Source organism: Streptomyces sp. x-19, from assembly GCF_046549115.1.
Classification (GTDB): domain Bacteria; phylum Actinomycetota; class Actinomycetes; order Streptomycetales; family Streptomycetaceae; genus Streptomyces; species Streptomyces albulus_C.
The window spans coordinates 191,286-204,401 of record NZ_JAJPWK010000011.1 but is presented as its reverse complement, the minus strand read 5'-3'; the positions used below and the strand labels follow the sequence as shown (position 1 = coordinate 204,401).

Genomic DNA, 13,116 nt, shown 5'->3' with positions numbered 1-13,116 from the left:
GCTAGCGCGGACGGCCCTCGGCTGACGACCGGCCGACCGCGTGCTGCGCCGCGGCGGTCGACAGGACCGCGTCGGCCAGCTCCTCGGGCGAGCGGCCGTCGCCGGAGTCGAGGTGGTCGAGGCCCAGGCGGTGCACCTCGGCCAGCATGAGCGACTGGTAACGCCCGGTCCGGGCAAGGAACTTGTCCATCAGGTGGCGTTCCCCGGCCGTCGCCTCCGCGTAGTGGCCGGCGCCGTGGACCCGGCCGCGCACGACGGTTTCCTCGGCGGTGAGCCAGACGGCCGCGGTGTGCGGAACGGTCAGCCCGGCGACCCGGGTGGGCCACAGCGCCGAACCCTCCAGGACCAGCCCCGTCGCGGCCTCCGCGCCGGACGCGTGCGCGGTGATCAGGTCCTCCACGCGGGGCCAGAGCCGCGCGTAGTGGTCGAGGACGGAAGCGATCAGCTCGTCCAGGGGGAGCGCGGCGTAGTGCTCGGCGACGTGCGGCGGGACGTCCCGTTCCGGCGTCCGCCACGGTCGCCCGGGGTGCCGGGCCAGCCGGTCCGTCGACCGGTACGCGAACCGCAGCCGCTCCGCGACCACATGGGCCACCGTCGACTTGCCGACGTTCGAGGTCCCTCCGATGAGCACCACCCGCAAACCGCCCATGCCGACGACCCTAGCCGGGCCGCCCGCCGCCGGTACCGCGATCCGGCCGGCGGCCCGCTTCCGCACACGGTCAGGGGCGCGCGGCGTCGGGCCGGACGCGCGGGGGGCCTTCCGGGCCGCAGACGGGAATGCGGTGCATGGGGACTTTTGTACCGCAGGTCCGCGTTCCCGTCAGGCGGTTCGTGGCGCTGCGTAGGGTGGACGGTTCGGGATCGGTTCGTTCGACGCGAGAAGAACCATGGGTGAGGGATGAACGACTTTCTGCACTACGACGAGGTGACGGCGGCGGCCGGCAGGATCGCCGGGCAGGTGCGGCCGCTGGTCGTCGCGCCGCTCGACGCGCCGGCGCCGGGCGGCGGATCGGTGTGGTGGGGGCTGGAGCACCTCCAGCACACCGGGTCGTTCAAGGCCCGTGGCGCCCAGAACTTCCTGCTGGCCCACCGGGCGGCCGGCACGCTGCCGGCCGCCGGCGTCACCATCGCCTCCGGCGGCAACGCGGGACTGGCCTGCGCCTGGGCCGCACGTCAGCAGGGCGTGCCCGCCACCGTCTTCCTGCCGGAGACGGCACCCGAGGTGAAGGTCGCGAGACTGGGTGTGTACGGGGCCGAGGTGCGGTTGGTGGGCAGCGAGTACGCGGAGGCGCAGGCGGCCTGCCAGGAGTTCGTCGCCACGACCGGTGCGCTCGCCTCGCACGCCTACGACGACGTCCTGATCGCCGCCGGTGCCGGAACGGTGCTGGAGGAGTTCCGGGCCCGGGTGCCGGAGCTGGACACGATCGTTGTCGCGGTCGGCGGCGGCGGACTCTTCGCCGGCGTGGCGGCCGCCGCGCAGCAGCACGGCATCCGCGTCCTCGCCGCCGAACCGGAGGAGTGCTGTGCTTTGACCGCCGCCGTGCGGGCCGGCCGGCCGGTCGACGTCACGGTGGATTCGGTGGCTGCCGACTCGCTGGGTGCCCGGCGCGCCTCCGCACGTGCCCTGCACGCCGCGCAGCAGGACGGCGTGCACTGCGTGACCGTGCCCGACTCCGCGATCGTCCGGGCCCGCCGCACGCTGTGGGCGGAGCACCGCATCGCGGTCGAGCACGCGGCGGCCACCGCGTTGGCGGCCTGGGACGCCTGGCGGCACCGCCCCGACGACGACCGCCGGGAGCGTGGCGGCGGGGCGACCGGCATCGTGCTGTGCGGCGCCAACACCGACGTCCGGACGTTGGTCGACTGACGGGCCCACGGGCCCACGGGCTCGCCGGTCGTCCGCCGGCTCAGCGATCGACCGTGATCTCGACGTGGACCGGGGGCGCGCCGGCCGCCGTGACGGCGAAGCTCGCCGTGCCGGCCGCGTCACCGGCGACGAGCGGAGGGGTCTCGGCGTACCCCTGCGGGTCGGTGAGCACGGTGACGGTCTCCTGCGCGCCCTCGAAGAGCGCCTGTTGGCTCATGGTGTCCCAGGCGAACGTCACCGGCAGCTCCGTCACCGGCGTCCGGTCCTCGCTGTCCACCACCCGGGCCTTCAGCGGGTGGGCGAAGGTGCCGTGGTGAACGGCGTGCTGCCCGGTCCCACCGGCCGGCAGGATCATGTACGTCCGACGGTGCACCTCTTCCCCCTTCATACCGTCCGTCTCCTGACCTGACTGCGCACTCCGCGCGGTTTCGACGACGCTCCGGAACATCGGCCGAAGCCGTTCCGGAGCCTGCTGGGGCGCGCTCGTACGTGACGGGCGTGGCGGCCGCGCCCGTCGCTACCAGTAGTGCCGGCGCCCGCCGACCGCGTGTCCCAACGTGCCCAGGAGCCACAGCACCGCCCCGATGACGAGCAGGATGATGCCGATCGTCCACAGGATGGAAATGCCGGTCAGGAAGCCGATGATGAGCAGGATGATGCCGAGAACGACCACGACGTGCTCCGATCTCGTGGGAATGTTCCCTTTCACTGTGTGCCTCGGCCGGAGCAACGGCAACTTCTCCGGCGCGTGCCGGGAGCGCACGGAAAACAGCAGGTCACGGGCGCTGTCGGCGGGGCCGGCCGGGCCGGGTCGCGCGCGACTTCGGCCGCGCCCCGCGGTACCCTCCGCGGCCCGGCGGCGCGCCGCCCACGGACCCAGCCCGGCCGGGTGCCTTCGAGGGAATACCGGCCGGTCGCGTTCGACGCCCGTCGCCCGCGGTTACCGGTCACTCCGGGGCCCGTGGCAGGAGGGCTCCCGAGGAGGTCCGTGGGCGGGAGGAGGTGGCGGCTCGAAGTGCCGAACGGAGCCCGCCGAGCCCGCCCGAGCCGCCGTTCGCGGGATGCCGCGACCACGGCGCGACGGGCTGTCCCGCACCGGAGACGGCCGCCGACCGGGCGGCCGGCCGACGGGACCCTGGGCCCGCGACTGCGCGAGGCCGTCGTCGTGCCCAGGCCGCTGCGGGTGGCCGCCGCCTACGGGTGGCGGCTGCTCGTCGTGGGTGCCGCGGTCTACGTGGTGTTCATGGCGTTGGGACGGTTCCACCTGGTCACCCTGGCGGTGTTCCTGGGCCTGGTGCTGACCGCGCTCCTGGAACCCCTGACCGATCTGCTGGACCGCTGGCTGCCGCGCGCCGCGGCCGTCACCGCCGGACTGCTGCTCGGCATCGTGCTCGTACTGGGCGTGCTCAGCCTGATCGGCGCCAACGTGGCCGACGAGTGGCCCGGCCTGCGGCAGGTGTTCACCGGCGGCGTGGCGCGGATCGAGCGGTGGCTCGAAGGCCCGCCCTTCCACCTCCAGCACGGTTCCCTCGCCCACTTCCAGGAGTGGGTCTCGCACTTCGTGTCCACCAACCGTGCCAATCTGATCAACACCGCGGTCAGCGGCGTGAGCCGCCTGGCGGAGGTCCTGACGGTCGGCGTGCTGGCCCTGTTCTGCTCGATCTTCTTCCTGCACTCCGGCGGCCCGATGTGGGTGTGGTTCGGCGGCCAGCTGCCGGAGCGCGGACGCGGCACCGTGCGCACGGCCGGGACCGCGGCGTGGACGACCTTCACCGGCTACACCCGCGGCATCGTGCTGATCGCCGCGACCAACGCCGTCCTCGTCGGCTGCGCCCTCTTCCTGCTGGGTGTGCCCCTGGTCCTGCCCCTGGCGGTGTTGGAGTTCTTCGCCGCGTTCGTGCCGCTCATCGGCTCGCCGGTCGCCCTGGCCGTGGCGGCGGTGGTGGCCCTGGCCGCCAAGGGCCCGGTGGTGGCCCTCGCCGTCGTCCTGCTCATCGTCGTCATCGGGCAGCTCGAAGGACACGTCCTGCACCCCCTGGTGATGAGCCGCGCGGTCAGCCTGCACCCGGTCGTGGTGGCCCTGGCCGTGATCTGCGGCGGCGTCACGGCAGGCGTGCTCGGGGCGGTGGTCGCCGTCCCGCTGGTGTCGGTGGTGTGGTCGGTGTACGGGGCACTGCGCCGCTAGCCCGTGAGCTCCGCACCCGCGCCGGCCCCTTGGCCGTTCCGCCGCCCCCTACGCTGTCCACCATGGACCCCGACCCGGACCGACAAGCGTTGACGCACGCGGTGCGCGCCGTCCTGGAGCGTGACTGTTCCGGCTCACGGACGCTGCTGCTGGGCTCGCTGGCGGCGGGCACCGCGGACCACTTCAGCGACATCGACGTCGAATGGGTGGTGCCGGACGAGGCGTTCGCGGCGTGCCTGGCGCGGGTGGCGGACGTGCTGGGGCGGGTCCGGCCGGTCGCGGCGGTGCGGTGCGATCCCGACTACCGGCACTCCGACCGGCGCCGACTGCTGTTCGTCCGCTTCGCCGAGCTGCCGTTGTTCTGGCGGCTCGACCTGTCCGTACGGGCCGAGTCCGTCGCGGACGACCCGGACTACGACCGGTACAACCCGCGGGCGCGGGCCCGCGACGACGCCTGGTCGCGGCCGGCCAGCGCCCTGGCCAACGCGGTGGGCGCGGTCAAGGCACTGGCCAGGCACCGCCCGGAGGACGCCCGTGGCCTGCTCGACCGCGGTTTCGCCCGCATCGGCGAACCACCCCCCGCGGGGGAGGCCGGCGCCCGCGACGCGGCGGGGGAGCCGGCCGCGGGGTGGGCCGCGGAGATCGCACGCCTCGCGCGGGCCGCGGCACGCCAGGAGTCGGAGCTGGGACCGCTGGCCGCACAGGCCGTCGAGCTGGCGACCCGCTACGTTCCCACCCGCCGTGCCGGGGGGCCGGAGGGCGGCTGAGCCGGTCGGGCACCACGGCCGGTCGGTGAAGCCCGGTGCGGCGCAGCGCGGTGTGCGGGGCCGTCCGACGGGGCGACCGCGGTCAGCGCGGCCACTTCTCCGGCGTGCTGCTGGTCGTCACCTGACACACGGCGGGGCGGCCGGGGCCGGGGGACTTCCCGTCGGCGACGACGCGGATGCCGTCGAGCAGAATCCGGCACGTCGCGACCGCGTCCCCTTCCGGCTGCACCTCTATCCGGGCCGGCTCCCCGGTGTTGACCAGCACGTTTCGGCTCCATGGGAGCGGTGTGCGGCCGAGCCGTTTGATGAGGTGGGCCGGTTCGAAGCGGTCCGGGTTGAACCGGTAGCGGACGGCGGCGGCGTGGCCCTGCCCGCCCACGACACCTGCCTGGTAGGTCAGCGACCAGGCATTGCCGCCCCGCATCCGTTTGAACCACACGGTGTGGTCCTTGATCCACAGCCCGCCACCGATCACGAGACAGGCCATGACGAGCCCGCCCAGTGTGAGGGACACGGTGCCGAGGGAACGGCGACGAACGTGCGGGGACATGTACTCCCGGTTTTCTCTCGGGCGCGGTGCGGGCCGGCGGCTACGGGGGAGGGGCCGTGTACGGGGAGAGGGACTGGGGGATGGGGGTTGCCGAGGGTTGCGGTGCGTAAGACGCGCTCGATGACCATATGGTTCAGCCGCACGACGCGCCCGCCCGGGGCCACGGCCCGGGGCCCGGTGAATCCGTCGACGGGCGGGTACGCGATCGCGACGGGCCGGTGGTTCCGCCGCCTGTGTACCCGCCGGGAGATCCGCGACGACGTCCACCACGCGTTCGTCGCCCTCGGCTGCGCCGCCGTCTGCCGGCGACGACTGCGCACCGCGCTTTGTCGAGAGCAGGGGCAGGCGATGCGCCCCGGGGGACGGCCTGCTCGATGCGTCGGGGCGCGTGCGTAGCGGTCGGGCCCGCGCAGCCTCACATCCGGGATCTCAGCACGTCGACCTCACAGCCCGGCGCGAACGGGTCGAAGCCGTGCTCGATCAGCCAGCGAACTGCCAGCAGGCTTCGCAACGACCACCATGCGTGGATCACGTCGAGGTCGATGTCGGTGCCGTAGCCGGCGAGGACGTCGTCGAGGTGCTCCTCGTGTCCGAGCGTGAAGGTGGCGAGGTCGTACAGGGCATCACCCTGGCCCGCCTCGGACCAGTCGATGATGCCCGTGACCTCGTCGCCGTCGACGAAGACGTGCGCGATCTGCAGGTCGCCGTGCGTGAACGCCGCAGTCCACGGCCGGAGTGCGGCCTCGGCGACCTGGCGGTTGTGGGTGACCAGGTCAGCGGGCAGGAGGTCGTTCGTCACGAGCAACTCGCACTCGTCGTCGAGTTCCGCCGCCAGTGCGACGATGCTCCGGCCGGCCCGGCCGGGCTGGGGCGGCAGCGGCGCGCCGTGCAGCTTCCGGATGGCGGCACCCGCCGCGGCCCACGCCGCCGGCGACCCGGTCGACGGCCCGCCGAGGCGCCCAAGCGTCGTCCCCGGGAGTGCGGCGACGGCGAGCACGGGCGGCTTGCGCCACAGGATCTCCGGGGTCGGGACCGGCGCGAGGGACATCGCCTCGACCTCGACGTCGATGCGCGCCTGATCGGCGTCCACCTTCAGGAACACGTCGCCGACGCGCAGGGTCGCGCGCTCGGAATGGGCGACAACGACTGTGACCTCGTCCATGGGCGACCAGTATCCCGGGGATGATCGCCGATGTCGCCGGGTTTATCGTGTGCGCTCACGCGGCTGACCGTGTTCCGATGCCCGGCGGCCCCGTGCGTGACACCGACCTCTGACTAGGTCAAGTCCGCCACGTCTGTGCGGAGTTCTTGGCCTTCGACCGTTGGCCCCGCCGCCGGGCCGCGCGCCAGCAGCCACCGACCGGTCACGCCCGCCACCAGCAGCCCGCCGACCATGCTGAGCAGCGCCGGTCCACCGCCGGAACCCCAGTGCACCCGGGTGGCATGGACGGCCAGTTCGACGGCGACCGCGAGTGCGACGCCGGGCAGGGCCAGCAACGCCGGCCGGGTCCGGTCGAGGTCGTCTTCGGCCAGGGAGCCCAGCACGCCGATGCCGAGTGCAAGGGCCCAGACGCCGAGTGCCTGGGCGTCGGCCCGGCCGACCGTCCAGGGGACGAAGTCGGCCCAGAAGCCGGGCAGCGCGAGCAACCCCGCCCCGATGCCGAACCAGGCCGAACCCAGGACGGCCAGGACGGGCTTGGACCAGCCGGGCAGCGGCACGCCCCGCTCTCCCCTCGGCCGGGCCGGCTTGAGGTACTGCCGCAGCAGACAGAGCAGCGCGCCGAGGCCGAGCAGCCCCAACACGGCCACCCAGCCCAGGCTGAACAGGACGAGGAAGAGTGGGCCGCCGCGCACCGCCTGGAGCTCACCGCCGTTGCGCACGCTGACCGCGAAGAGCCCGACGAGGACGACGACGAGGGGGAGGAGCAGCGTCCTGACCTCCTCCCAGGCACGTGCTCGGCCGACGGCGAACAGGCCGGGCGTGACGCCCAGCATGGCCGCCCCGATCAGCCCGGGGCTGAGGGACTCGGGCGACCGCCAGGCACCGAAGGTGTGCCCGGTGAGGTTGACGACGGCGAGCAGGGCCCCGGTGAGGGCGCTGACCACGCCCACGGTCGACGCCAACATCGCGGTGCCGACCGTGAGTTCGCGTCCGCCGGTGGGGTGCTCCACCGGCGCGCCCGCCGCGGGTGGGCGGACGACCGGCTCCTCCGCGGCCGTCGAGGCGTCCGTTGGCTCCGTCATGCGTACTCCGTTTCCCTGCTGTCGTCGCCACACGGTTTCCCCGTTGCCGTCTCCGCACCGCCGGCCGTCCCCTGCGCGGGCGTCCCACGGGCGCGATGCCGAGCGGGCGGTTCGGTCGGCCGGTTCACGCCACCGGGGACGGATCCCGGTCCGCCTGAGGGGAGACGGCCGCTCGTTCCCGCTTGCACACCTCGCGGGCGAACATGACCCGCAGACTGACCACGGCGGTCGCCACGAACGCCAACATCCCGCAGCCGATGGCGATCCCGGCGGCCAGCGCCGTGCGCCGGTCCAGCCCCACGTAGCGTTCGAAGAGCAGGCCCGCGGTGGCCGAGAAGAGGGGGGCCAGGCACAGTGCGACCAGGTGCAGCCGCCACTCCTCACGCGCCCAACTCCTGCCGTCCCGGCCCGCCCGCCGCTGGCGGACGACCATGACGAGATACGCCGCGAGGAGCGGGACCAGATAGGCGGCGAGCAGGCGGTGTCCGGCGGTGCCCCACCCCGCGCTCGACGCGACGATCCGGATGAGCCCGGCCACGCCGACCACATGGGCCGCGACGAGCACCGGCGTCGGCACCCACGTGCCGCCTACCCCGGGGACGGCGTCCCGCTTGTCCATCGCGCGCGAGGCGAGCAGCGCCCCGAAGACCACGACCGACCCGAGGTGCATGATCGCGACGCGATTGACGTCCTCCATGGAGAGCCCGGGCAGCAGCACCGGAAGCGCGCCCCACTCAAGGCGCAGCAGCGGCGCGGTCATCAGGTAGCCGTAGCACAGCAACATCCACCGCTGGTGCAGGTCGGGCAGGCCGCCGACGGCGGCGAGGATGCCGAACGTGACGCTCAGGACGGTGCCGACGAGGATCGTGGCGAGCACGATCCAGAACGCCGGACCGCTGAACGCCTCGCCCGGCGCGGTCCGCGCCAAGTAGACCGCGGCGCCCGCCATCGAGGCGTACACCGTCAGTGCGAAGACCACACCCAGGGCGCGGTGCAGCCGGATGCGCCGCCGGATCGCCGAGAGCAGCTGCACGGGGCCGAGCAGCATCAGCAGGCCGCCCAACACCGAGTGGAGGATCATCGCGGCCAGGCTGCGCCCGTACGGACCGATCCGGGTGGCCAGGGCGTCGGCGACGTACTGCGGCGACACCGCCCGGCCCAGCAGCCACCTGCCGAGGTCGGGTGCGCCCCGGTGCGCGTAGGGCCACAGCTCGGTCATCGCGATCGGCGCGTATCCCACGCAGACGACGACCACGGCGATGGTGGCCGTGCGGCGCCAAGTGGCCCCCCGCGGACGGTTCATGGCGACTCCCTGGATCGCGGCCCTGCCCCTGACTGGCCCGGCGGCCGATGATGGTCCTTACTGGATGGTCCCAAATGGACTGTCGTGAAGGTAGGGGGGATCGGTGCCGCGGTCAATGGGGAACGCGGCCCTTCTTTACGCGCCAGTAGGACACTTGTGACGTCGCGGGCGAAACGGGAGGTGCGGGGAGCGCCGTCGGAGTCGACGCTACTGGCTCTCCGCGTCCCGGAGTTCGGCCTCCCGGTGGTGCGGAGCGTCGGTGCCCCCGCGGGCCTCGGCGCCGCTGCCGCGGTCGGCGTCCCCCTCCCCCCGCTGCTCCACCCAGTGCCAGAAGTCGATCATCATCCGCTCGTAGCGGATGCCGAACTCCAGTGCCTCGCGCTGCCCGCGCGTCAGCAACTCCCCGATGCTCGCGGACATTTGCTCGTAGTCCGCGAGCGTGCCGCGGTGGGCGTCGAGCTGCACGGGGGAGTGGACCTCCGGCCGGCCGCCGAACCACAACTTGAGGATGCCGCGCTCCCGCGCCTCGACGGGGACGAAGGTCGAGTCGGCGAGCCACTCCGTCAGGGCCGCCTCGCCCGCCGCAGTCAGTTTCAGCAGCCGCCGGTTGCGTCCGCCCGCCTGTCGGGACTCCGACAGCAGGCCCGCCGCGACGAGCCGGTCGCACTGCGCGTAGACCTGCGCGTGCGGCATCGACCAGAAGGGGGCCACCGTGCGGGCGGCCTCGACCTTGACGTCGTACGGGCTGGCCTCGCCCAACTGGTGGACGAAGCCGAGTACGAGGAACGACGGCGTGGTCAGGCGGGGATCAGCCCTGCGGGAATCAGCCATGCCGTGACCGTATCGCGGTGCCGCGTCCGGACGGGGCGCGCCCAGGGGCGGCCCGGGTGCCGCCGCCTCACCCGCGTGCCGGCCGTCGCCCGGGCGACGGACGCCGCGCCCGCCGCGGTCGGCTGTTGTGCCAGACCGCCGCGACCACCAGGGCGCAGCCGGCGGCCTGGGTCAGGGTCGGGCGTTCCCCGATCGCCATGCCGAGGCCGAAGGCCATCACCGGTTGGAGCAGCAGCAGCGCGGCACCGACGTTCGGCGCCAGCCCGGGCAGCGCGGAGGTGATCAACAGCCAGGCCAGGACCTGCCCGACGAGGGCCAGGGTGATCAGCCAACCCCATGCCGGCCAGCCGGGGTTGAGGGTGATCCCGGTCCACGGTCCGCCCATCAGCGCCGCCGTCGCGGCGGCCGCCGCGGTCGAGACGCACACGGGCAGGAGGGTGTGTTCCCGCCCACCGCCCAGGCGCATCAGGAAGAGGTAGCCCGCGTACGCCACCCCCGCCGCCGCTCCGAACGCCACTCCGGCGACCGGGTCGCTGCCGGCCTGCGGGTGTCCGATCGCCCCGCTCGCCAGCGCCACCCCGGCCAACATCAGCGGGGCCATCAGCACGAACCGCCCCGACAGCCTGGTCCCCGACACCAGTCGGGCCAGCAAGGGGAAGACCACCACCTGGACGTTGAGCAGCACGGTGGCGACCGAGGCGCCGACGGTGAGCACGCTGGCCGCCCAGAACACCATGTCCACGCCGAGCAGCACCCCGGCGGCGAGGTCCATCAACTGGTGGCGCAGCGACCGCGGACCGATCCGCCGCACCTCCCGCCAGGCGAGTGGAACCAGGACGAACAGCGCCAGTGCGCAGCGCAGGAAGGCCGCCGTACCGGCGTTGGTCCCGGAGAGCTTCATGAACACGGCCGACGCGGAGATGCACGCCGACCCCGCGACGACGAGCACCACGGGACTCCCGGCCCGGCCGCCCGGTACCGGCCACCGCCGCGCGCCGCCGGACCCGATCCGGACGCGCGCCGACACCCCTCCCGGAACCGATACCGACGTCGCCGCGGACACCTCGTCTCCACTCGTCATGACATCCACTGTGCCGGCCCGAACCATAAACAAAAAGCAATGATTCAAGCCCAATAATCGGTAGCATCCGTACCGTGTTCAGCATTGACCGGCTCCGGGCGCTCGCCGCCGTCGCCACGCACGGATCGATCGCCCAAGCCGCTCGCACCCTGCACCTGACGCCCTCCGGCGTCTCCCAGCAGCTGGCCAAACTCGAACGCGAGGCGGGCCACCCGCTCCTCCAGCCGCACGGCCGCAGCGTCCGGCTGACCCACGCCGGCCGGGTCCTGGCCGCCCACGCCGACCGCCTGATCGCTCAACTCGCGGCCGCGCAGGCCGACTTGGCAGATCTCGACGACGAGGTGCTGGGGCCCCTGCGGATCGGCGGGGTGGGCAGTGCGGTGCGCGCCCTGTTGCCCGACGCGCTCGCCGCGCTGGCCGCCGCGCACCCCCGCCTCGTCCCCACGGTCGTCGACGGCGAGGCCGTCGAACTCCTGCCCCGCCTGGTCGACGGCGGCCTCGACCTGCTCCTGGTCGAGAGCTGGGCGCCCCGCCCGCTCGCCGTCCCCGAAGGCGTCGCGCTGCGCACCCTCGTCACCGAGGAGGTCTACGTCGCCCTGCCCGTGCGCCATCCGCTCGCCGACCGCGCCGTGCTCGACCTCACCGCCCGCGCCGACCTCGACGGGCTCGCCGCGACCGCCTGGGCGTGCTGCCCGCCAGGCACCGAAGCGTACGAGGCCCTCGTCCAGGCGCTCCGCACCCGCGGCGTCGAACCCGACGTCCGCTACGTCCTCGCCGATCACCTCACCCAACTCACCCTGGTGGCAAGTAACCTGACGGCCTGTCTCGTGCCTGCGACGTCCCGCCGACCGGCCCCGCCCGACGTCCGGTTCCTCCCCGTGCGGCCGGCCCTCCGCCGCGACATCCGCGTTGCCTGGCCCACCCGTGCGGAGAGCCCGCCGGTCCGCGCCTGCCTGGCCGCCCTCGCCGCCGTGCCGGGGACGACGCACGGCGAGGGCGGCACGGCGTAGCCGGCAGCGGGGCCGGCCGGGTCACGCCGGGACCGTCGCCGCCCAGTCGATCCGGTGGAAGTGCAGCGCCCGGAACATCTCCTCGGGCGCCGGGAACGCCGGCCCGGGCGCCGCGCTCTTGCCCGCCTTGACCTTGTTGACGGCCGCGGCGCTCTGCCCGATCGCCTCCACCCTCGGACGCCGCAGCGCCTCGTAGGCGGCGAACGCCTCGCCGTACGTGGGCCGGTCGCGCAGGCAACGGGCCAGTTCGACGGCGCTTTCGATGGCGAGCGAGGCGCCCTGTCCGGAGCTTGAGGACGGCGCGTGCACCGCATCACCCACCAGCACCATCCGCCCGCGGTGCCAGTGCGGCACGGACGGCATGCGCTCCATTCGGCCGACCACCATCAGCGCGTCGGGGGCGGTGTGCCGCAGGAGCCGTTCGCCCGGGACGTGGCCGGCGTACAGGGCGCGGAGCCGGTCCAGCCACTCGGCGGCGGGCACCCGCGCCAACTCCTCCTGGCTCGGCGGGTTGTCCGTGGGCAGCCCCGCGAACCAGATCAGCCGCCCGTCCGGGCCCCGCCAGTACCCCATGAAGGCCCGGCCGAACGCGAAGTACATGGTGCCCGGGGAGACCTCGACGTCGGCCTCGATGCCGCTGTCCGCCGCCGCGAAGCCGCCGAAGCTCAGTATCCCGCCGTACTCCGGCGCGGGCGCCGCGGGGTCGATGAGCGTGCGGACGGTGGAGCGGATGCCGTCGGCGCCGATCAGCAGGTCGGCGGTCGCGGTGGTCCCGTCGGCGAAGCGGGCGGTGACGCCGTCGGCCGTCTCCTCCGCACCGACCAGCCGCTTGCCGTACGCGAACCGGACGCCCTCGGCGACCGCGTGGTCGGTCAGCGCCCGGAACAGCCGGTCGCGCGGCATGGTCATCGTGGCGGGCAGTTCGGGGAAGCCGTCGAAGCGGGTGAGCTGACGGCCGGCGCCGTCCGCCATCACCACCCCGGGCACCGGCTGCCCCGCCGCCCGCACCGCCGCGTCGGCACCCACCGTCGCCAGCGCCGCCAGCCCGTTGGGCGCCAGGCCCAGCCAGGCCCCGATGCCGTCGGCGGCGGTCGGGTACGCCTCGTGGACCGTCGCCGTGATGCCCGCCTTGCGCAGTGCGAGGGCCACGACCGGGCCCGCCACCCCGCCCCCGATGACGAGTGCCGTCCGGATGCCCCCGCCGTGACCGACGCGGTCGCCGTTGTCGCGCAAAACCCCTCCCACAGGATGTGCCTGGTTCTGACTCATGCAGCACAT

The 13,116-nt window shown here is 73.9% G+C and carries 14 protein-coding genes; 4 read left to right on the top strand and 10 right to left on the bottom strand.

Annotated features, from left to right (window positions below; translation table 11 throughout):
- Nucleotide 1: 1 nt before the first annotated feature.
- Nucleotides 2–649 carry a hypothetical protein gene (locus ACLJT4_RS24605; protein ID WP_411125238.1) on the bottom strand — a complete coding sequence of 216 codons (648 nt, stop codon included), beginning with the start codon at nt 647–649 and terminating at the stop codon, nt 2–4.
- Nucleotides 650–898: 249 nt separating this feature from the next.
- Between ACLJT4_RS24605 and ACLJT4_RS24600 the strand changes: the two genes are divergently transcribed.
- Nucleotides 899–1,867: a serine/threonine dehydratase gene (locus tag ACLJT4_RS24600; RefSeq protein WP_411125236.1), complete on the top strand. Its 969-nt coding sequence runs from the start codon at nt 899–901 to the stop codon at nt 1,865–1,867.
- 40 nt (nt 1,868–1,907) lie between these two features.
- Here the strand turns inward: ACLJT4_RS24600 and ACLJT4_RS24595 are convergent, their stop codons facing one another.
- On the bottom strand, nt 1,908–2,255 hold the full coding sequence (locus tag ACLJT4_RS24595) for an Ig domain-containing protein (protein ID WP_233661226.1): 348 nt from the start codon (nt 2,253–2,255) through the stop codon (nt 1,908–1,910).
- A gap of 129 nt (nt 2,256–2,384) precedes the next feature.
- Nucleotides 2,385–2,540: a DUF6131 family protein gene (locus ACLJT4_RS24590; RefSeq protein WP_016573617.1), complete on the bottom strand. Its 156-nt coding sequence runs from the start codon at nt 2,538–2,540 to the stop codon at nt 2,385–2,387.
- 492 nt (nt 2,541–3,032) lie between these two features.
- Here ACLJT4_RS24590 and ACLJT4_RS24585 point away from each other — a divergent pair, with 492 nt between their 5' ends.
- Both ACLJT4_RS24585 and ACLJT4_RS24580 read left to right on the top strand, forming a co-directional pair.
- Nucleotides 3,033–4,052, top strand: coding sequence for an AI-2E family transporter (locus tag ACLJT4_RS24585; RefSeq protein WP_411125234.1), 1,020 nt, complete (start codon nt 3,033–3,035; stop codon nt 4,050–4,052).
- Between the two features lie 62 nt (nt 4,053–4,114).
- A complete protein-coding gene (locus ACLJT4_RS24580) occupies nt 4,115–4,819 on the top strand; it encodes a hypothetical protein (RefSeq protein ID WP_411125232.1) in 705 nt (234 codons plus the stop codon).
- A gap of 82 nt (nt 4,820–4,901) precedes the next feature.
- On the opposite strand, the gene ACLJT4_RS24575 is transcribed toward ACLJT4_RS24580, so the two are convergent.
- The 6 genes from ACLJT4_RS24575 to ACLJT4_RS24550 all read right to left on the bottom strand — a co-directional run bounded on the left by ACLJT4_RS24575 (nt 4,902) and on the right by ACLJT4_RS24550 (nt 10,828).
- Nucleotides 4,902–5,333: a hypothetical protein gene (locus ACLJT4_RS24575; RefSeq protein WP_411125230.1), complete on the bottom strand. Its 432-nt coding sequence runs from the start codon at nt 5,331–5,333 to the stop codon at nt 4,902–4,904.
- A 451-nt stretch (nt 5,334–5,784) separates the two neighbouring features.
- Nucleotides 5,785–6,531: a phosphotransferase family protein gene (locus ACLJT4_RS24570; RefSeq protein ID WP_411125228.1), complete on the bottom strand. Its 747-nt coding sequence runs from the start codon at nt 6,529–6,531 to the stop codon at nt 5,785–5,787.
- 113 nt (nt 6,532–6,644) lie between these two features.
- Nucleotides 6,645–7,613: a hypothetical protein gene (locus ACLJT4_RS24565; RefSeq protein ID WP_411125226.1), complete on the bottom strand. Its 969-nt coding sequence runs from the start codon at nt 7,611–7,613 to the stop codon at nt 6,645–6,647.
- A gap of 124 nt (nt 7,614–7,737) precedes the next feature.
- Nucleotides 7,738–8,916: a DUF2306 domain-containing protein gene (locus ACLJT4_RS24560; RefSeq protein WP_411125224.1), complete on the bottom strand. Its 1,179-nt coding sequence runs from the start codon at nt 8,914–8,916 to the stop codon at nt 7,738–7,740.
- Between the two features lie 207 nt (nt 8,917–9,123).
- The gene (locus tag ACLJT4_RS24555; RefSeq protein ID WP_411125222.1) at nt 9,124–9,747 is read right to left on the bottom strand and encodes a helix-turn-helix transcriptional regulator; all 624 of its coding nucleotides are present in this window, start codon (nt 9,745–9,747) and stop codon (nt 9,124–9,126) included.
- A 67-nt stretch (nt 9,748–9,814) separates the two neighbouring features.
- On the bottom strand, nt 9,815–10,828 hold the full coding sequence (locus ACLJT4_RS24550) for a DMT family transporter (RefSeq protein ID WP_411125220.1): 1,014 nt from the start codon (nt 10,826–10,828) through the stop codon (nt 9,815–9,817).
- Nucleotides 10,829–10,902: 74 nt separating this feature from the next.
- Between ACLJT4_RS24550 and ACLJT4_RS24545 the strand changes: the two genes are divergently transcribed.
- Nucleotides 10,903–11,838, top strand: coding sequence for a LysR family transcriptional regulator (locus ACLJT4_RS24545; protein WP_411125218.1), 936 nt, complete (start codon nt 10,903–10,905; stop codon nt 11,836–11,838).
- Nucleotides 11,839–11,859: 21 nt separating this feature from the next.
- On the opposite strand, the gene ACLJT4_RS24540 is transcribed toward ACLJT4_RS24545, so the two are convergent.
- Nucleotides 11,860–13,071 (bottom strand): FAD-dependent monooxygenase, encoded by a 1,212-nt coding sequence (locus ACLJT4_RS24540; protein ID WP_411125216.1) that lies wholly within the window; start codon nt 13,069–13,071, stop codon nt 11,860–11,862.
- Nucleotides 13,072–13,116 lie beyond the last annotated feature (45 nt).

Bases quoted from the DNA above. Each gene is read 5' to 3' on its own strand.
- ACLJT4_RS24550 (WP_411125220.1), bottom strand. From the start codon at position 10,828: ATGACGAGTGGAGACGAGGTGTCCGCGGCGACGTCGGTATCGGTTCCG.
- ACLJT4_RS24555 (WP_411125222.1), bottom strand. From the start codon at position 9,747: ATGGCTGATTCCCGCAGGGCTGATCCCCGCCTGACCACGCCGTCGTTC.
- ACLJT4_RS24570 (WP_411125228.1), bottom strand. From the start codon at position 6,531: ATGGACGAGGTCACAGTCGTTGTCGCCCATTCCGAGCGCGCGACCCTG.
- ACLJT4_RS24595 (WP_233661226.1), bottom strand. From the start codon at position 2,255: ATGAAGGGGGAAGAGGTGCACCGTCGGACGTACATGATCCTGCCGGCC.
- ACLJT4_RS24600 (WP_411125236.1), top strand. From the start codon at position 899: ATGAACGACTTTCTGCACTACGACGAGGTGACGGCGGCGGCCGGCAGG.
- ACLJT4_RS24605 (WP_411125238.1), bottom strand. From the start codon at position 649: ATGGGCGGTTTGCGGGTGGTGCTCATCGGAGGGACCTCGAACGTCGGC.
- ACLJT4_RS24580 (WP_411125232.1), top strand. From the start codon at position 4,115: ATGGACCCCGACCCGGACCGACAAGCGTTGACGCACGCGGTGCGCGCC.
- ACLJT4_RS24560 (WP_411125224.1), bottom strand. From the start codon at position 8,916: ATGAACCGTCCGCGGGGGGCCACTTGGCGCCGCACGGCCACCATCGCC.
- ACLJT4_RS24565 (WP_411125226.1), bottom strand. From the start codon at position 7,613: ATGACGGAGCCAACGGACGCCTCGACGGCCGCGGAGGAGCCGGTCGTC.